General features: G+C 42.8%; 14 protein-coding genes and 1 pseudogene. 12 read left to right on the top strand and 3 right to left on the bottom strand.

Annotation, left to right across the window (positions count from 1 at the left end):
• The first annotated feature begins 4 nt into the window (after window positions 1-4).
• From EQY75_RS03215 to EQY75_RS03225, 3 genes are all read left to right on the top strand, one after another.
• Window positions 5-1,366, top strand: a complete 1,362-nt coding sequence (locus tag EQY75_RS03215) for an MBL fold metallo-hydrolase RNA specificity domain-containing protein (RefSeq protein ID WP_129602827.1) — start codon at window positions 5-7, stop codon at window positions 1,364-1,366.
• Window positions 1,367-1,416: 50 nt separating this feature from the next.
• Window positions 1,417-1,833, top strand: a complete 417-nt coding sequence (locus tag EQY75_RS03220) for a hypothetical protein (RefSeq protein WP_129602829.1) — start codon at window positions 1,417-1,419, stop codon at window positions 1,831-1,833.
• An 83-nt stretch (window positions 1,834-1,916) separates the two neighbouring features.
• A complete protein-coding gene (locus tag EQY75_RS03225) occupies window positions 1,917-2,552 on the top strand; it encodes a hypothetical protein (RefSeq protein WP_129602831.1) in 636 nt (211 codons plus the stop codon).
• Window positions 2,553-2,594: 42 nt separating this feature from the next.
• On the opposite strand, the gene cls is transcribed toward EQY75_RS03225, so the two are convergent.
• Window positions 2,595-4,001: a cardiolipin synthase gene (gene cls, locus EQY75_RS03230; RefSeq protein ID WP_129602833.1), complete on the bottom strand. Its 1,407-nt coding sequence runs from the start codon at window positions 3,999-4,001 to the stop codon at window positions 2,595-2,597.
• A gap of 229 nt (window positions 4,002-4,230) precedes the next feature.
• Between cls and EQY75_RS03235 the strand changes: the two genes are divergently transcribed.
• The 4 genes from EQY75_RS03235 to EQY75_RS03250 are packed head-to-tail and all read left to right on the top strand — an operon-like array spanning window position 4,231 to window position 10,551.
• Window positions 4,231-5,292: a pyridoxal-phosphate dependent enzyme gene (locus EQY75_RS03235; protein WP_129602835.1), complete on the top strand. Its 1,062-nt coding sequence runs from the start codon at window positions 4,231-4,233 to the stop codon at window positions 5,290-5,292.
• A 10-nt stretch (window positions 5,293-5,302) separates the two neighbouring features.
• Entirely contained in the window at window positions 5,303-6,385 is a 1,083-nt protein-coding gene (locus EQY75_RS03240; protein WP_129602837.1) for an N-acetyltransferase DgcN family protein, read from the top strand.
• Complete coding sequence (locus tag EQY75_RS03245) at window positions 6,378-9,290, top strand: PEP/pyruvate-binding domain-containing protein (protein WP_129602840.1); 2,913 nt, start codon at window positions 6,378-6,380, stop codon at window positions 9,288-9,290. Before EQY75_RS03240 ends, EQY75_RS03245 begins: the two co-directional genes overlap by 8 nt.
• A 1-nt stretch (window position 9,291) precedes the next feature.
• A complete protein-coding gene (locus tag EQY75_RS03250; protein ID WP_129602842.1) occupies window positions 9,292-10,551 on the top strand; it encodes a serine hydrolase in 1,260 nt (419 codons plus the stop codon).
• Here the strand turns inward: EQY75_RS03250 and EQY75_RS03255 are convergent.
• Both EQY75_RS03255 and EQY75_RS03260 read right to left on the bottom strand, forming a co-directional pair.
• Entirely contained in the window at window positions 10,548-13,367 is a 2,820-nt protein-coding gene (locus tag EQY75_RS03255; protein ID WP_129602844.1) for a hypothetical protein, read from the bottom strand. The two genes, EQY75_RS03250 and EQY75_RS03255, sit on opposite strands and share 4 nt — an antisense overlap.
• A 66-nt stretch (window positions 13,368-13,433) precedes the next feature.
• Window positions 13,434-14,300, bottom strand: coding sequence for a serine hydrolase (locus tag EQY75_RS03260; RefSeq protein WP_342774036.1), 867 nt, complete (start codon window positions 14,298-14,300; stop codon window positions 13,434-13,436).
• Window positions 14,301-14,528: 228 nt separating this feature from the next.
• Between EQY75_RS03260 and EQY75_RS14085 the strand changes: the two genes are divergently transcribed.
• From EQY75_RS14085 to EQY75_RS03280, 5 genes and pseudogenes are all read left to right on the top strand, one after another.
• Window positions 14,529-15,131, top strand: coding sequence for a hypothetical protein (locus EQY75_RS14085; protein WP_217349970.1), 603 nt, complete (start codon window positions 14,529-14,531; stop codon window positions 15,129-15,131).
• On the top strand, window positions 15,077-16,054 hold the full coding sequence (locus tag EQY75_RS14090) for a hypothetical protein (protein ID WP_217349971.1): 978 nt from the start codon (window positions 15,077-15,079) through the stop codon (window positions 16,052-16,054). The genes EQY75_RS14085 and EQY75_RS14090 overlap by 55 nt, the downstream gene beginning before the upstream one ends.
• Window positions 16,035-16,835, top strand: a complete 801-nt coding sequence (locus tag EQY75_RS03270) for a creatininase family protein (RefSeq protein ID WP_129602846.1) — start codon at window positions 16,035-16,037, stop codon at window positions 16,833-16,835. The genes EQY75_RS14090 and EQY75_RS03270 overlap by 20 nt, the downstream gene beginning before the upstream one ends.
• Entirely contained in the window at window positions 16,835-17,893 is a 1,059-nt protein-coding gene (locus EQY75_RS03275; RefSeq protein WP_129602848.1) for a mandelate racemase/muconate lactonizing enzyme family protein, read from the top strand. The genes EQY75_RS03270 and EQY75_RS03275 overlap by 1 nt, the downstream gene beginning before the upstream one ends.
• Before the next feature lie 54 nt (window positions 17,894-17,947).
• A pseudogene (locus EQY75_RS03280) lies at window positions 17,948-19,478 on the top strand (GNAT family N-acetyltransferase).
• Window position 19,479: the final 1 nt, after the last annotated feature.

The following is a 19,479-nucleotide window of genomic DNA, read 5'->3' on the forward strand; positions in this document are numbered from 1 at the left end:
AGTCATGGTGAGTATAAAGTTTTTGGGTGCTGCCAGAACCGTAACCGGTTCAAAATATCATTTATCCTGTAATGACCTCGATTTGCTCATCGATTGCGGGATGTTCCAGGGCCTCAAAGAGCTAAGAGAACTCAATTGGGGACCTTTACCGGTAGATATTTCATCTGTTAAGTATATTCTGCTCACCCATGGACATTTAGACCATACCGGATATTTACCCAGACTCCTGAAACAAGGGTTTAAAGGTACAATCCTTGGCACGGCACCTACCCTGGCGATAACTGCCATCATTCTCAGAGATAGCGCCAAGATTCACGAAGAAGAAGCTGAAAAAGCTAATAAAGAAGGATATTCAAAACATCAACCTGCGTTGCCATTTTATACCCTTCAGGAAGCAGAGGATGTTATTGGTTTGTTCAGTAGCGTTCCCCTTGATGAATGGAAGAACCTAGGTAGTGATGTTAAAGTTAAGTACTCATATAACGGGCATATAATAGGTGCTACATTTATTACTATTAAGGCAGGCGGGAAGGACTTCCTTTTTTCAGGGGATATCGGAAGGCCTGATGACCTCCTCCTCAGAAATCCGGAAAAACCGCGTTGGGCCGACTATCTTTTTCTAGAAAGTACTTATGGAAATAAATTGCATCCCAGGGAGAATGTTGAAAGCCTCCTGGTTGATCTCGTAAACAAAACTATTGCCAACAGAGGAACCCTTTTAATACCATCATTCGCGGTAGAAAGACTACAATTGGTGATGGTCATCTTATGGAGGCTGTATCAGAAAAAGCGAATCCCCGCTATACCGATATTTATAGATAGTCCTATGGGTTCTGATGTATTATCGGTCTTCAGTAAATACCCCTTGTGGCATACTTTAATAGCTGCTGATTTTAAGTCGATGTGTAAACATATGACCTTGGTAAGTAGTTACAGAGATACCTGGAAAACTATAGATGATCCCCGTCCTAAAATCGTAATTGCAGGAAGTGGGATGCTATCAGGTGGTCGTATGCTGACCTATCTTACAAAAAAATTAGAGAAAAAGAACACAAGCATTCTCCTTGTGGGCTATCAGGCAGAAGGTACCCGGGGAAGGAGACTATTGGAAGGAGAGAAACAACTGAAGATTTACGGGAAATTCTACACGGTGGAAGCTTCAATTATCCATATAGAAAGCCTTTCAGCACACGCAGACCAGGCTGAACTATTAGAGTGGCTTAATGAAATCCGTAATATTCCGGAAGAAGTATTTTTAATACATGGCGAATTATCAACTATGGTGGAGTTTAAGGAAAAAATTGAGAATACCTACGGCTGGAAGGTACGCATCCCTGAATTGCATGAATCTGTTCGTCTATGGTAGTAGAAATACGCTGTAGATTTTCGATATCAAGAATTTAAAAAAATAGAAAAATGGAAGAAGTAGCAACAAACCACATCGGATTAGAAGCCTTTCACAGGGAATCGAGGAAATGGATTTCGCAGCTCGACTTTACGGCGGATGAGATCACTTTTTTTAACCATCTCCTGCATTCCTATGTTTTTGAGCCTGACACGCCGGGCTTATTTCAAACACTTCAAAAGCATCAAAGGGAAATTGATCTTACCAGAACAAAGTGTGTTGAGATGAAGAGGGCTTTGCTCGAACACGAAAACCAATTGAGCGGCTTGATGGAGATCTCAAGTAAGACCCTTGACAAAGCTTATCAACAGCATCACCTTCAATTCAAAGAGCAGATGGAGGAATGCATGAGGAGTTTCCAGAAGTTAAAAGCTGAGATTTTTGCCTACGGTCAACAAATATTAAAGAAAAGACACAGGAGGGGTTAATTAAGCTGCAGGTATGATATTTATCATAGGGAAAGAGTCTAGGTCAAACTAATTTGCAGTCGTTGTCCGGAAAAAATAAAGTCATGAAAAAAATACTTTGCTTTTTGATTGCAATAACCATGTCTTGTAGTGATGCGGAGGTGGTTAGTACCTGGAAAAACCCCGATATAGTTATTTTTGATGCATATAAAGTTTTAATTGTAGGCATGACGCCTAATGCTGATTCCCGGATCGAATTTGAAACGGAGATGCTCGAAAAGTTCAACAACAGGGGTATCGAGGCCATGAGGAGTATTGATCTTTTTGACGTTGATTTTACAAATACGGTTAGGACGGAAACGGAGCTCGATGAGGTGGAACAAAGATTACTCGACAAGGATTTTGATGCTATTCTTTTTACCAAAATTTTAGGTTCAGAAAATCGTCAGAAATTGTCAAGGACCTTGTCTGATATCGATCGCAATAACGGCAGGTTTAAGGATGATTACCTCGGGCATCAGAGCATATACTACGAAGACGAATATTACCAGCGCTTTACTGTGTACTTCGTAGAAACTTCTTTGTATTGTATCTGTGTAGACAAGGAAAGAGAGCTTATTTGGCGGGGTGTCATCGAAATACCCGATCCTATTGAAGCGGAGAAGACGATAAAAGAATACACTGAGCTTGTGGTTTCAGCCATGGAAATGGAAGATCTCATTTTTAGAAAAGAGAAGTAATCACGTATAAAGTAAAAGCGTCTCCTTTACTTCAGTATCCATCTACAAAAGCGGTGCAAAAATACGGGCGAGTCCTTCTTTGAGCTTATTCTTTAGGGGCCTGTTAAAAAAATCTTCTGCCATCACTTCCTTACTTTCTTTGCAGTCCTTGATAAAATTTTCTTTCAGTGTTTTAGCGATTCCGGTATCGTACAACATGGCATTGACCTCGTAATTGTGTTCGAAACTCCGTACATCAATATTTGCTGTTCCGATCGAGGCTACATCGTCATCACTGACCAGTATTTTGGAATGGAGAAAGCCATGGGGGAATAAAAAAATCCGAATATCCGACTTGATAAACGCATCGAAATAGGATCTTACAGTCCAGTCGACAATTTGGCTATCGCTGTGCTCAGAAACCAAAAGTCGGACATCAACCCCGCTCAAGGATGCAATCTGCAGTGCTTTCAGAATCTCATGGGTGGGAATGATATAAGGATTTGTAATATACAGGTAGTCCCGGGCTTCGTTAATGATGGTTAAATACGTCTGCTCGATGTTGGGGAAAACGTCATCCGGACCGCTGGGTACGATTTGCACCGAGGTATTTTCATTGCCTTCAAATTGCACATCGGTATTTACCTTAAGGTCGATTTTCTTTTCAGAAACCATAAACCAATCGGAGATAAAAACGTATTCCATAAATTTTACGGCCGGTCCTTTTATTGCCAAATGCATGTCGTGCCATCTGCCCAGCTCCGGATCACCTTTAAAGTAACGGTCCGAAATATTAATTCCGCCAGTAAAGGCAATCTTACCGTCAACCACGATGATCTTTCGATGGTTTCTGTAATTCAGTGAGGAGAGAAAACGTCCAAAACGGAAAGGGAGGAAGGGGTAGACCTCTACACCTGCTGTTTTGAGTTTTTTAATATAGGATCTGCTCAAAGAATAGCTTCCTACCCCGTCAAAGATCAATTTGACCTCCACACCTTCCGCAATTTTCTTCTCAAAAAGGGTCAAAAGTTTTGCGGTAAGTTCCCCTTCTTCAAAAATATAGTACTGCAGATATATGTAGTTCTTTGCCTCTTCCAGGGCTTTCAGGATATTCTCAAAAGTCTGTTTTCCGTCCTCCAGTAAGGTGAGTTGGTTTTGATCTGTAGGAGGAAATCGACTTACCGATTCTATCAGGGTCATTAATTTCCTGTATTTTGTTTTTGAGGTCTCTTTGGCGAGAGACCTCGAAAAAGTGGGGACTTTTAAATTGTCTTTCTGTAAACGGGAAAGCCTTTTCTTTCTCCGGTTTCTTCCCAACATGATGTAGAGTAGTATGCCCCCCACGGGTATAGTGAAAATAGCGAGTAACCAGGCGAGGGTTTTGGAAGGTTTTACCCCGTTGATCAAAAGACCTGCCACAAGGATCAGGGCAATAATGAGGTAAAGTAAGACCAGCGTAAATACAAGCATATAGCAGGGGACATTTAGAAAGTGTCTTCTCTTTTGCTTAAATGTAAGACAGAATATTGACAAATCTTCATAGGCCTTTTCTAAACCTCATTTACTATACTGCTGATTGTCATTGGAGGCTGATGTAATAGCGCTTAAAATTTATAAATCCACATTGAAATAAATACTAATATTGCTTCTGTATATAAGATCGATTTAGTATACTAAAAGGATCATTCAAAGACAAGAAATGAATTTACGTGACGGTGTTAAGACTGCAGAAAATAAAGTTTCTTCTGAAACCAGAAAACTCAGTGAATTTGTTGTCGATAAAAGTAAATCAATCACAGACAGGCTGGAGAGTTTTGAAGATATTCTCAACCTTGAAGTGGGCGACACGGCATTGAACAGGGCTAAGGCCCTGGAGCGGGAGTTTAACATCAGACAATTGTATATAAAATACGAAGGGGATAACCCCACAGGAACACAAAAAGACCGCATAGCCTTCGCTCAGGTTTACGATGCCTTGCGCCGGGATTTTGACGTGGTAAGTCTGGCCACCTGCGGCAATTACGGCGTTGCCGTTGCCCTTGCCGCAAACCTGGCAGGAATTCATTGTAAGATCTATATCCCTGAGAGCTACCATACTGAACGGGTGGAAGAAATGCGATCTCTAAATGCCGAGATCATTCGATTACAAGGCAGCTATGAAGATGTCGTATCTGAAAGCAGTAAACTAGCCGCGCAAAACGAATGGTATGACGCCAATCCGGGCGGAGCAAACACTCCTCTTCAGATCTCAGCCTATGCTCAGATCGCAAATGAAATTTACGAGGACCTTGGGGATGCCCCAAAATACTGCGCTGTTCCGGTGTCTAACGGAACACTTATGGCCGGGATATTCAGGGGTTTTGTTAGCTTGTACAAAAGGGGAAAGACCTCCAGGATTCCTAAAATGATTGCAGCTTCTTCCGCCTTTAAAAATCCAATAGTGCAATCCTTTAAAAAAGGCCTTGAGTATTGCAAAGACCTTGAACCGGCAAACATCCGGGAAACCAAATACAATGAACCCTTGATTAACTGGCATAGTTTTGATGGGGAGGAGGCCCTCTATGCCTTGCGCGAATCGGGTGGAGAGGCCGTTAATGTGAGTGATAGAAAATTAAAGGAAATGAGTAGTCTCCTGCAGAAAAAGGAAGGGTTCAGGATCTTACCGGCGTCCACTGCAGGTCTTATCGCCCTGCTTGAGATACATGAAAGAGAATCGATGGAACCCGACCGATACGTTGCTGTATTAACAGCGAAAAACTAAATATAAAAAGATGAAAAATTCAATAGATGGTAATGCCCTGGTATATTGTGAAGGGGCTTTTAACACACCGAACGGAAAAACGGCCCATGGTCTTGTTCGATTTACCGAAAGATACAATGTGGTAGGTGTTTTGGATAGTCGATATGCAGGAAAGGATGCAGGGGAAGTACTGGATGGAAAACGGAATGGCATCCCTGTTTTCAGTGATCTGAACAGTGCAGTAAAAGTACTGGAAGGGAGCGAGGATTATCCGGGCAGCCTGGTTATAGGCCTGGCTCCCGATGGGGGCCGTCTTCCGGCCGATGCCAAAGAAACCATTAGGGCAGCACTGAATCTGGGCTGGAATGTGGACAGTGGTTTGCACGATTTTCTTACCAATGACAAAGCCTTGATGGCTATTGCCAAAGAAAAAGGTTGCCGGGTAAGAGATGTTCGAAAAACACCTGATCGGGACAAATTACATTTTTTTAAAGGTGAAATTGAGAGTGTTCCTTGTTTGAAATTGGCTATCCTGGGAACAGACTCTGCCATAGGGAAAAGAACTACAGCCTGGATCCTGGTGCATGCATTTCGCAAAGCGGGTCTCAAGGCGGAAATGGTTGGTACGGGGCAGACCGGATGGATGCAGGGGGCGAAGTACAGTATGATCATGGACAGCTGTATCAATGATTTTGTCTCAGGAGAAATAGAACACGCGGTAGTAAGCGCATGGAAAAATGAAAAGCCTGATGTTATTGTCATAGAAGGACAAGGGAGTTTAATGAACCCGGCCTATCCGGGTGGATTTGAGATCCTTGCTGCCGGCAGGCCCGACTATGTGGTCCTGCAGCACGCCCCTAAAAGATTGGAGTACGACGGCTTTCCGGGCTACCGATTACATTCCCTACCCGAACAGATCCATGCGCTTGAAGTGATTTCCGGAAAGAAAGTCATCGCAATTACCGTCAACCATGAAGACATGCTTCCCGAGGAAATCAAGCCAGCCTGCAAGGAAATAGAAGCCGAAACCGGTATCCCGGCCTTTGATGTTTTGGCTCATGGGGCAGAACCGTTGGTAGAGCTCTTAAAAATTAAATTGAAAAATCATGAATAGAATTCTTTATTCCTTTGGGATTATACCATTATTGTTAATTCTGAATGTAAGTATTTTATTTTCTCAGGAGTACAAAGCTCCGGAACTGCAAAAGTTAGTTCAGGAATTTAAAAAAGATATACGGGGCCCTTACAAGGACATCAGGTGGTTCTGCACTGATGGAAGTATCAGACAGCCCAAAGACCCATGTCCTGATAACATCGGTCCGGGTAATCAGCATGCCCGATACAAGGATGTAGTGAATGAGATTGCCCGAAAGAATGGAATATATTTCGGCCAGATCCTTACCAATACTCAACCATCCGACATATGGAATCCCGGAAACAACTTTAGCCGTTTAAAGCAGTATCAACTAGATCGGTATCTGAGATCTATAGACAATGGATGGATAAATACCAAAGGACAATACTATCGTGGGGCTATACAGGCAGAAGACGAAACGGAATGGGGTATTTCCTTTTTCACGGGATTGCTGGCAGTAGATGAGAATGTGGAGAAGCACTTTTTTATCCTGAGGAATGCCATGCGAGATATTCCTTATAAGGAGGATGAAAATCTCGGAAGGATCATGAGGAGCGAATCGAAGGTTATCTCAGATCAGTATCCGTCCTTTATGGACCTCAGGGTTAAAATCCATAGTAGGCCCCAACTCAGCGATATCGTGGATGTTGAACGCTTCTTAGATCGGAACAGGGGACAACTCACACCCGGTCTTCAAAACCAGTTTAAAAGTTTGATTAAAACGATGCAGGAATTCTTTGCTCCTACAGACCTGAAGGTGCTCTTAAAGGACATGCCGGTTTTAAGACATCAGGATTTGAATACAGCACTTCTCGAACTCGGAAGTGAAGATTTTAGTAATCGTCAGGCAGAACTTATCAGGGAAAGCTCAGAAGCTATGTGGCTCATCAGGCAGGGAATTATAATGGAAAAGGATAATCAGCTGAGACTGCGTTTGATGGATCTATCACTGCAGCTGGAAGAAATAATATTTAAGGCCGAAGCTGACTGGAACCCGGAGAATGTAAAAGAGCAATTGCAGAAAATATGTAGTTTAACCCTGGCGTCTGCTGCTGCAGGATATATGGAAATCTGGGAGTGGGAACAATTAGCTCCTGCTCTGACTAATATTGAAGGAAAATCGCTCCCGCTGGAGCAATTGACAAATACCCTGGGGAGGGCTCGCAGTGCGGTGGAATGGAGTACGAGTATGTTTAAAGCCCATTTTGATGAGGTAGCAAGCCTTTACAATGCTTTTGAACCTATGGCGAATGGGTTTATCGACGACAAGATCAGGGCTTCTCTGGTCTTGCACCTGGGAAAAGCCGTCAGTGATCTCGGTAGTTTTGTCTCTAAAGAATCTGATCTGACTAATAAAGTCATGGATCTCGGTAATTTAAGTTCCATACGGGGATTAAACCCGGGTTATGCCCTTGGTGAACTGGAAGTGATCGAGACTTACCGAGAAGAACTTGAGGTATCTTCAAACAAGATATACATCTTCCAGAAACCGCCATCCGACCTTAAGCCGGTTGCGGGTATTGCAACGGTTGCAGAAGGAAATTTGGTGTCCCACGTACAACTGCTAGCCAGAAATCTCGGGATACCCAATGCCGCTCTTTCAGATAACGACCTGAAGGAGTTAAAAAAATTCAATGGTATGCGGGTCTTTTATGCGGTATCTAATAAAGGTACTGTGCTTATGAAACCTGAAAGGGAGATGACCTCCGAAGAAAAAGCACTTTTCACCAAAAAAGAGCGGGATTTGCAAAAAATCGAAGTTCCGGTTAAAGATATCCGCCTTGATGTGGTCAATGTACTCAATATGAGAGACGTAGATGCTTCAAATTCGGGAAAACTTTGTGGACCGAAAGCTGCTAATCTGGGACAGTTGAAAAAAATGTTCCCAGGGGATGTTGTAGAAGGCCTTGTCATCCCCTTCGGGATTTTCAGGGAGCATATGGACCAGAAACTACCGGGATATGAAAGATCCTATTGGCAGTTCCTTCGTACCATGTTTGTCACTGCAGATAGTATGAGATCTTCAGGCAAATCTGAGGCAGAAGTTGAACAATTTCAACTGGAACAACTGGAACTGCTCAGGAATGCGATCCGTGAAATGCCGTTGAAGAGTTCCTTTATTGAGGAATTAGAATCACAGTTTTCATCCGTGTTTGGGAAAACTTTAGGGGAAATCCCTGTATTCCTGCGCAGTGATACCAATATGGAAGACCTGAAGGATTTTACAGGGGCAGGACTAAACCTTACTATTTTTAATACCCTGGACCGGAAAAAATTACTGCAAGGCATCAAAGATGTATGGGCATCCCCATATTCAGAAAGAAGCTTTAAGTGGCGCCAGAAATATCTTTTAAACCCTGAAAATGTATTCCCGTCCATCCTTGTGATACCCAGCGTGGATGTTGATTACTCAGGGGTAATGATTACCAAGGGAATCAATGTGGGAACCAAGGACGACCTAACGGTGGCTTTTAGCCGGGGTGCCGGGGGAGCTGTGGACGGTCAAGCCGCAGAAACTCATTTGATCACTCAGAAGGGATCACAACTCCTGGCACCTGCCAGGGAGGTGTATTACAATCGACTACCAACCGGCGGTGGGACATCCAGAGAAACCGCAACCTTTGAGGAGCCGATGCTCAGTAATGCCAACATCGGAAAATTGAGGGAATTTGCTGCAAGCTTACGCGAAACGCTCCCAAGGGAATTAAAATCGGATTATGACGGCGCATACGATGTTGAACTTGGATTTAAAAATAATAAACTCTGGCTCTTTCAAATAAGACCTTTTGTGGAGAACAAAAAAGCCCTCGGCTCATCGTATTTGGAATCGATCACCCCAAAAATTCAAAAAAACAAAATCATTCAACTCTCAACAAAACTTTAAAATGCAGATTTTAATAAAACACCTTTACCTACCCACCCTATCTCTTCTGGGAATTCTTCTTTTCTACCCTATAGACGGCTTTGAGCGCACGGGGATAAAAAGACTCAAAAGACTTGAACTCATACAGGATGGGACTATTACATCGACTACCCCTATGCTCCCAGGGGCAATGAAATCATGGGAGGAGATCAGCTTAAATCTTCTGGAGCAACGCAGTGATAGTCTAAAAAGTTTTTTTAAGGAAGACAGTAATTTGCAGGCCGAGATAAGTACCCTTTTTCGGGGCTTGGATAAGAGTTATTCCCTGAGTATTCTGGATATCTCAGATCCTGCACAGACCAGATACGCCCACAGAAATGAGTCTTTGGGTTATCAGCCGGGAAGTGTCGGTAAAATAGCGGTTCTTATCGCCTTGTTTGATCAACTTCGCAAGATCTACCCTGATGACATGGGAAAGAGAATCGACTTGTTAAAAACGAAATCAGTAAAAGCCGGGGTATGGGGTCTTACAGACGAGCATACCATACCTATTTACAATATTGAGAAGAATACGCTTGTTAAAAGACAAGTGGTCGCTTCTGATGTATTTTCCTTATTCGAATGGACAGATCATATGTTATCTGTAAGTAATAATGGTGCGGCCAGTATAGTTTGGCGTGAGGTGATGTTAATGGCTGCCTTCGGTCAAAACTATCCGACAATCACGGAAGAAGAGGCATTGGCTTATTTTAAGGAAACTCCCAGAAAAGAACTGACAGATCTGGGGAACGATGTTGTAAACCTCCCGCTTCGGGAACTTGGAATTGGACACGATGAATGGAGACTGGGAAGTTTTTTTACCAAAGGGGCAAATACCTATGTAGGGGACAAAGGCGGAAGTATTGGAACGCCAATGGGTCTAATGAAATTTTTGCTGAGATTGGAGCAGGGAAATGTAATTGATGAAGCTTCCAGCCTCGAAATGAAAAGGTTGATGTATATGACCGACAGACGGATACGATACGCACAATCTCCTGCACTTAAGGAAGCAGCAGTTTATTTCAAATCCGGCAGCCTTTATAAATGCGATCGAAGTAAAGGAGAACCCTGCGGCAAGTACGAGGGTAATGTCCTGAATTTCATGAATTCAGTGATCATTGTGGAACATCCGGATAACTGTAAATACATCGTTGTCCTTATGTCGAATGTTCTCAGGAAGAACTCGGCTTCTGACCATTTGTACCTCGCTTCCGCTATTGACAAGATCATCAGGAAGGGCTAGGCAGGCCTGAGTTTTAGAAGGATCTCTTCTGCGAATTCCAATACCCTGTCATCGCCGGCAGCAATACACTCTTCAACCAGGGGGATATGCTTCGGATTATTTTGTTTTCCAATGAGGTACAAAACCGCTAGTTTCAATTTATGGTCGTATGAACCCAGCAGACTTTGAAAACATTCATACTCTGAGGGTACTTTAGTGGTAAGTCGCATTTGTACTTCCTCAGACGTAATATCGAGAATGCTGTCTTCAATAATGGGTAACAATCTTCGCTTGAGGTCGCCGTATAATAAGTTATCCAGATACTCAATTGCACTGGCCTGTGCATCATGTTGCTCACTGAGGATTCCCTCATAGGCGATTTCAATCTCATGGGGACTGTACTTCAGCCCGAGTAATTTAAAGATTCTTTCCAGGCCTGCATCAAGCCGCCTTTCCAAAAGTTCCAGAAGACTCGCCCGTGCATCACGTTCTGCCTCGCTTACTATTTGCCTGGATTTAGTTCTGTTCCGATATGAGATGATGATCTGGTTATGCATTGCTGAGAGGGTCTGGTGATACATTTTGCATTCTTCCAGGATCTTACGGACAACCTTTAGATGATCAAACCGAAACTGAGGGTAATTCTTTTTGATCTCATTGAGAGATCTCACCGCTTCCTGTCGTATGGTCAGATCAGAATTTTCGAGTAATCCCATCAATGCATTCACTGCATTTTGTGATGGTATTGACCGGAATATTGACGGAATATGTCGGCAAATTTCCAGAGACATGGTCTTTTGGGCTATCACATCGACTAAAAAAGTATCCAATTGTGGACCATAAGGTATAAGTGTTTCTAAGACGTGTGGCCTAAGTGATTTGTTAATAAGAAGGGGCAGCAGGTCCTGGAGGAATGGGGGATAAATGCTCAATCCCATAGCCTTAATTGCCGCAATTTGATGCTTTACGTCCTTGCTTTGCAGCGCTTGAGATAACACAGGGTAAAACTCAGGGATATTTGCAGCTCCTATGGTGTTTAATAAGGAAGGCGTAAAAAGGGATTCTGGTCCTTTTTCCCTACGGGATTTTATTAGCCCTTCAATTCTCTCTTTTAAATTATAGTGTTGGTGGAGGGTGGAGTTATCCCTCGATTCCCTGGCAAGACAGAATAAGGCAGCCTGGGCAATAACAGTATCTGAATGTTCAAGATATGAGTCGAAAACTATCCCTTTTTGACTGTCTGCGTGTAAAAGTAAGTAATCCAGTGTAGCTGTGATCAATTCTTCATCACCTGAGGATAATAGCTGGGTGACTTCCGTAGACAGGGCAGCATTACTTAAAAAATACAGGTTTTGGATGGCTGCGGTTTTCACCTTGTCAGAAGGGTGTCTGAGAAGGTTTTGCACTTCGGGCAGAAATCGGCTGTCATTAATCTCCCTGAGTTTACCCAACATAAAGAGAATCTGCGATTCAGTTCCTTCCTGAAAAACCTTTTTCATTCCATCGACTACTGATTCTTTTTTAGGTGAGATTTTTTGATCCTTTTCTTTAGGGTTTAAGACCATGGATAGATTATCCCTGAAAGTTTGGAAATATTCATTTCTGACCTTATATATAAAATAGATCCAGAGGATTAGCAGAAGTACAATAATTCCGGTAATGTATATTGAAGGCAGATTGAGTCCGCTCACCAGGAAAATTAATATAAACCCGGCGATACCAGTCGCAAAACTATCTACTACTACATCAATATAAGATTTGGTTTTATTCTTCAATTCAAATGACAAGGGCAAAGCCAGCAGTTCCATTGCACTCTTATTTACTGATTGTTTGAATGAGCCGTCAACAGCTTTTATAAAGATGATCACGGATAATTCAGGAAATACCAGGAATAGAAGGCACCCTGCAAGGATTCCCAGGGGAAGGAGGAGCATGGAGAACCCAACACCCCAGACCCCTACTACTCGATGGGTTATAAATAATTGTATACCTAAAGACAGCAAATTGAAAGTGGAGAACCAGAAGGCAAAGAAAGCGGTGAGTTCGTCAGGATCTAGGATAGCTGCAGAGGCGAAATCACTGAATTGATAATCCACTAACTTGGCAACCAATACACTGACGCCTAGGATAGAGGCAAGGTATGTCAGGTGTTTTGATTTTCTAATCAGCCATAAGGGATTATCCCCATTTTTCACTTTGCGTTTTTGAACCTTAAACGCATTTAATTTTTCTACGCGCAGTTTCCATATTCTCTTCAGTAATGGGATGCAGAGAACAAGCAGGCCAATGGCGAGAAAAAAAATATTGTCATTACCAATAACCGGAGCCAGGACAGAGGTAAGATATCCACCAAAGATGCCACCTAGAATCGCACCTGCACCTATAAATCCAAAAAGTCGTTTTGCCTCTCTTGGATTAAAGACAAGATTAGCCAGGACCCAGAACTGAGAAGCAGACAATACCGCATGAATAGCCACCCAAACGTAAAAAATATAGAGCATCCAGGCATTCAGCAAATTGAATTTTAATAGAACGGTAAGTGTGGTCAGAATGATTATTGTGATTCCCAGGGTAGTTTCAATGACACTCCGCAGCGAAAGCCTGCCGAGCGCCCTTGTATAGAAATATGAGCTGATGTAGGCAATAACCGCAATAAGAAGAAAAGCTACAGGCAGGCTCTCCACTCCTAGTTCTGAAAGAAATAAAGAGTTGACCGTGGGTTTTATGATCAACAGGCTGGTGATGATCAAAAACACATAGAGTTGCATTAAGAAAGAAATCTTAAATTCTCCCTCTCTGATATTAAAGGATTTATTTAAGAATTCTTGAAAAAGCATTGTCAAAGTTTGTCTATTTATCTTTTCGGTAGTTCTTGGAATTTTTCAGAGCTGTTTCAACAGGTCTTACCAGGCCACGAATGATTTGTTCACCCCCGGGTCCTCAATAAGCGCCACAATGATATACCTCCTGTTTTTATCTATTCCCCAAACCAGGGCCGAATCAGAATGATAATTTCTCCAGGAACCGGACTTCCTGAAGATCCGGGCATCAGGCGCTAAAATATTAAGAGTATTCACAAATTTATGGTGAAGTTGGGGATTTTCCAGCATGTCCAACATCTGAATAGATCGCTCCCGGTTTACCAGTTTGCCATTGGCCAACAGATAGTAAAATCTGCACACCTGAGTAACTGTAGCAGCATGACTAAGGTTTTTTAAAGGTTCCCGGTTGGTATCCCCGCCGCCACCGTAACGCTTTCCAACCCACAGACCACCACCCGTCTCTTCATCGTAAAATTCGTATTTAGGATCGGTCATGACATCTTCAATCTTGTCATATCCAACCCTGTCTATCATTCGAGTGGAGGCCCTGTTGTCTGATTTACTGATCATCAGGCGCATGTCTTTTTTTACTTCAGAAGTCTCCTTTAATTCGCCTTTGTCTATTGCATCAACCGCGGCCAGAAGTATGGCAATTTTAGGGAGACTGGCAGCATACATCATATGATTGCCATTGATTCGGGCAAAGCGGACATTCTCCGGGTCACGAAGATCAACCAATCCGATAGCCATTCTTTTAGATTCTATGAGTTTCTTCCATTGCGGGTTCTTTAATACCTGATTTTCCAGACTCATTTGAAGCGTGGTATCCAACAAAGAACGAAGTGGTTTGATTTTCGTAGGCGAAACCGACAATGGCAAATCACCCTGCGCAGGAAGCCATGCGTTACAGAGGAAAAGGAGAGTTAAAAATAATATTTTGATTTTCATAAATTGATTATAATTAAGAACGCAAAATTATTTGAATAAATCACTGATGATGTGTTAATTTTTTATTGGGCCAAAAAATATATAGTCTCAATAAATATAGGTGATAAGAGCATATTTTCATTTTATACTGTTAAAATAGAGTACCTTTAAATGGATGCATAGAAGTGGAATTTTTAAAATTTACGCTCTAATTTGAAATAGCATTCCAACGATAAATTTTCACATTACATGAAAGGTATATCAGACCTTGTGGTATTTCGCCAATTGCTGGTGCATGAATTAACCATTGAACCCAAAAGGGTTAAGGCTACCTACACTGTAGTCCAAAAAAATGGAAGCAGCGCAGTTAATCAATTGATCTACTCCTATGACTCCACTTACTTTGACAAAAGCAAGGGCAGGGATGTGAATCTGGCTTCTATGATGTTGGCCCAGGTAGCTTTGAACTATGGCCTGTTTTGCGAAGAAATAGTATTTGACGGCCTGTTTGATGAGGTAGATCAGAGATTTTTAAAGGATATGATGGAAAATACAGCCAGGGAGGTCCTGGTGTTGAAGTTTTATCATAAGAACGAATTCTTAAAAGCTCCTTTCGATAAGCTTGAACACGAAAAACGCCCAGTTTATTCGGCAGCAAGATTGACATTTATCAATACCCGCTTTTCATCCCTGAGTTTGGAGAAATTGCGTCTCAGGTCCTCTGATGATGATCACCTTATCCTGAGTAGCGGGGGAAAGACAGCTTGCTTACCTATGGAATCATTAAAGAATTGGGAGTGCCCCATCCTGTGTTTATCAACGAATCAGGCAGACATTGGTTCACCGCAGTAAATGCACATCAATACTATAAAAAGATTGAACCTAACACTGTAAAACCCTGGTGCAATAGCGACCGGATCTTTAACTGGATGGTAAAACAGATGCCGTTTATCAAGGAGAATTTTCAGAATATCAGGGCAGATATCTACCCCATCAGGCTCTGGACCGTGGCCGTTTTTCTATTTGGCACCCTTCCGGTAGCGATGAAAAGAGAAGTGGGGAACATCCTGATAGGCAATGAATACGATACCACCGTAAAGGGCAACTATAATGGGATTACCCACTATCATGGCCTCTATGACCAAAGCAAGTATTTTGACAATGCACTAACCCGATACTATCATAGGAAGGGGTGGAATTTTAAACAATATTCGATCCTCAGGTCTCTCTCAGAATTACTCATATTAAAAGTACTGGTTAAACGTTATCCCGAACTACAGAAACAACAGGTGTCTTGTCATGCGGCTCACGAAAAAGAAGGACGAATGTACCCCTGCGGTTCCTGTGAAAAATGCAGAAGGATCATAGGTATGCTCACCGCCCTGGATGAAGATCCGCGCAGATGCGGATATACAGAGGAGCAGATTGCAAAAGGACTGGATGCCCTCGAAAAAAAAGGTGTAAAGCAATTGGGCAGCGATGCCGCACACCTGTATCATCTGCTGCTCTCCAAAGGACATTTAAAGGCAACCGAACACACTGTAAAGCTGGCGAAAAAATATCCAGAGATCGTTTCTCTGAGGTTCGATCAGGAGCGCAGCAAAAGCGAAGATCTGCCTTTTTACATACGAAAGCCATTGTTTAAAATTCTCTCTGAATATTCTGAGGGGAACGTGATATTACAGAACCGGAAATGGCATACATTTACACCCGATAAGGACTACTTAGAACAGCCTTATTTTTTAATCAAAAACGATGAACACAAAACAACATAAGTCCACTTTTATGTGGGAGGAAATGACCTGGCCCGAAATTGAAGAATATCTGAAAAAGGTCGACACAGCAATTTTACCCTGTGGGGCTATCGAGCAGCACGGACCTCATTTACCGGTGGATATAGATTACTTTGATGCAAAATATATGGCGTACAAGGTGGCGGAAGCTTGTAGCGACCCAAAGCCTTTTGTTTTACCGCCTATTCCTTACGGTGTATCCTATCACCATGAAGATTTTAAGGGTACCTTGAGTGTAACCAACGACGCTCTTTCGCGCTTTGTTTACGATATCGGGATGAATCTGGCCAGGAATGGAATTAAGAAGATCATTATTCTGAACGGACATGGAGACAATGCCCCAACCCTTCATTACGCCGCCCAGATGATCAACAGGGATGCCAAGATCTTTGTTTGTGTGGATACGGGCGAAACCAGTGACGTGGCACTGTACAGTCTTATTGATACTCCCAATGATATCCATGCCGGAGAAATAGAAACGAGTACAACCCTCGCTATTCGTCCCGAGATGGTACAGATGGATAAGGCAGTGAACCAGACCCTGGAATTCGGATCAAAATTCCTTGATTTTGACAACGAACAGGGAGTAACCTGGTATGTTCGAACTAACAAGATTTCAGAGAGCGGCGTAATGGGCGATGCTACAAAGGCCTCGGCTGAAAAAGGAAAAAAAATGTGGGATCTTATGATCCATCATATGGTGAACTTTGTGGAGTCCATAAAGAATTCATCCCTTGACGATCTCTATCAAAAACGCTATTGATGAAAATTATCCGGGTCTCCTTTGAAAGGTTAGACCTTTCCTTATCCGTCCCATACACTATTGCTTATGAGACCGTATCGCATACGAGTAATTTCATTCTTAAACTCGAGACCGATACATCTTTGGTGGGATACGGTTGTGCGGCACCCGACCTGGAAGTGACCGGGGAATCTGCAGAAACGGTTGAAAAATCAATTCAGCAGCATGTCTTACCCTTATTGCACGGAAATTCACCGCTGATGTACAACAGGATCATAGACGAGTTAAAACAACTCTGTCCGGAAAATTCCTCAGTGTTGGCGATGGTGGATATGGCTTTACTCGACCTGATGTCAAAAAAGGCGGATCTGCCGCTGTATCAGTTTTTAGGGGGTTACCGTAAGTCTTTCGCTACGAGTATAACCATAGGAATTATGGGCCTGCAGCAAACCCTGTCGCTTGCCAAAGAGTTTACAGCCAAGGGGTTTACTATTCTTAAAATAAAAGGGGGTCTTAACCTGGAAGAAGATATTGCCAAAATGATCAAATTAAGGGAGGAATTTCCCGGGATCATTTTGAGGTTCGATGGAAATCAGGGGTATAACGTAGAACAATCCGTGGCTTTTGTCAAGGCCACAGAGAAGGTCGGTATTCAGATCTTTGAACAGCCTACGAAAACTAAAGGGGATCAGCAGCTAGGGGAGGTTACACACGCCGTGGGGATACCAGTTATGGCTGACGAAAGCTTGAAAACCCTCGATGACGCCTTTAGATTGGCGCAGAAAGAGCAGATCGATATGATTAATATAAAATTGATGAAAGTAGGAGGAATCCTCGAGGGGATGCACATCAACTCGGTGGCTAAATCGGCCGGACTTGAAGCTATGGTGGGTTGCTTGGATGAATGTGCCCTTGGGATTTCAGCCGGACTTCATTTTGCCCTCTCGAGACCCAACATCCATTTCGCGGATCTCGATGGCCATCTCGACCTTCTGGATGATCCCTTCCAGGGCTTGTTCGAAATCAAAGGGGGTGTTTTGTACCCTTCCCACAATCCCGGCCTGGGCTATTCTGGATAGGACTTTGACAGAGAAGGCAAATTATAAACTACTTTTGTATTACCTAAAGAAAAGATCGTGATTGATATTGAAAATATTGAATTGACATACTTGGGTATAGACGACTATCAGGAGCTCAAAGACGCTATGATAGAAGCTTATTCTACAATGCCCGACGCCTACTGGCGGGAGCACCATATAAAAAAACTGATAGCACTTTTTCCTGAAGGGCAGGTGGCCATAAAAATCAATGGAGAATTAGCGGGTACCGCCCTTTCGATTATTGTTGATTACAATCAGTTTGATGTTGACCATACCTATAAGGATATTACCGGGATTACACCTTTTCAACACATACTGCGGATGGAGACATGCTCTATGGTATTGATGTATTTATAAAACCCGAATTCCGTGGTCTCCGCCTGGGGAGAAGGCTGTATGATTACCGAAAAGACCTTTGTGAACGCCTTAATTTGAAGGGTGTAGCTTTTGGCGGGCGAATGCCTAATTATCACAAGCATTCCGATACACTATCCCCAAAGGAGTATATTCAAAAAGTGCGGAGAAAGGAGATACAGGATTCCGTTCTTAATTTTCAAATCTCAAATGATTTCCATCCTGCCAAGATTCTCAAAGGTTATTTAGAAGGAGACGAGGCCTCCAACGAATTTGCTGTCCTTATGGAATGGGATAATATCTATTATGAGAAACCCAACAAAAAGCGGCAACAAAAAAGAAAACGATCAGACTGGGCCTGATACAATGGCAAATGCGGCCTTACAAGGACCTGGATCAACTCCTGCAACAAGCCGAGTACTTTATCGATGCTGTTGCCGGATACCGCTCCGACTTTGCCTTATTCCCGGAGTTTTTCAATGCTCCGCTTATGGCTGAGAACAACCACCTTCCAGAATCTCAGGCGATTCGTGAACTCGCCAAACACACTGAAGACATCGTTAAGAAGTTTTCTGAATTTTCCATTTCTTATAACATCAATATCATTACCGGGAGTATGCCCGAGTTAAAAGATGGCAAATTGGTCAATGCGGGGTATTTATGCCGCAGGGACGGGAGTATGGAACGCTACGAGAAAATCCATGTTACCCCTGATGAAGCCAAAGTTTGGGGCATGCAGGGAGGCGATGAACTCAAGACCTTTGAGACAGACTGTGGTAAGATTGGAGTTCTGATTTGTTATGATTCGGAATTCCCGGAATTGAGTCGGTTACTTGCCGACGAAGGCATGGATATTTTGTTTATTCCCTTCCTCACGGACACACAAAACGGATTTTCAAGAGTACGGCACTGCGCACAGGCCCGGGCCATTGAAAATGAATGTTATGTAGCCATCGCAGGGAGTGTTGGAAACCTGCCTAATGTGCACAATATGGATATTCAATTTGCTCAATCCATGGTATTCACTCCTTGTGATTTTTCTTTTCCTACCAATGGGATCAAAGCCGAGGCAACACCTAATACAGAGATGATCCTTATTGCCGATGTGGATATCGATTTGTTGCGGGAGCTCAACCAATTTGGGGCAGTTAGAAATTTGAGAGACAGACGAATCGACCTCTTTGAGTTAAAACGCAGGAACAAGGAGTAAA

This window comes from Muriicola soli, from assembly GCF_004139715.1.
Lineage (GTDB): Bacteria > Bacteroidota > Bacteroidia > Flavobacteriales > Flavobacteriaceae > Muriicola > Muriicola soli.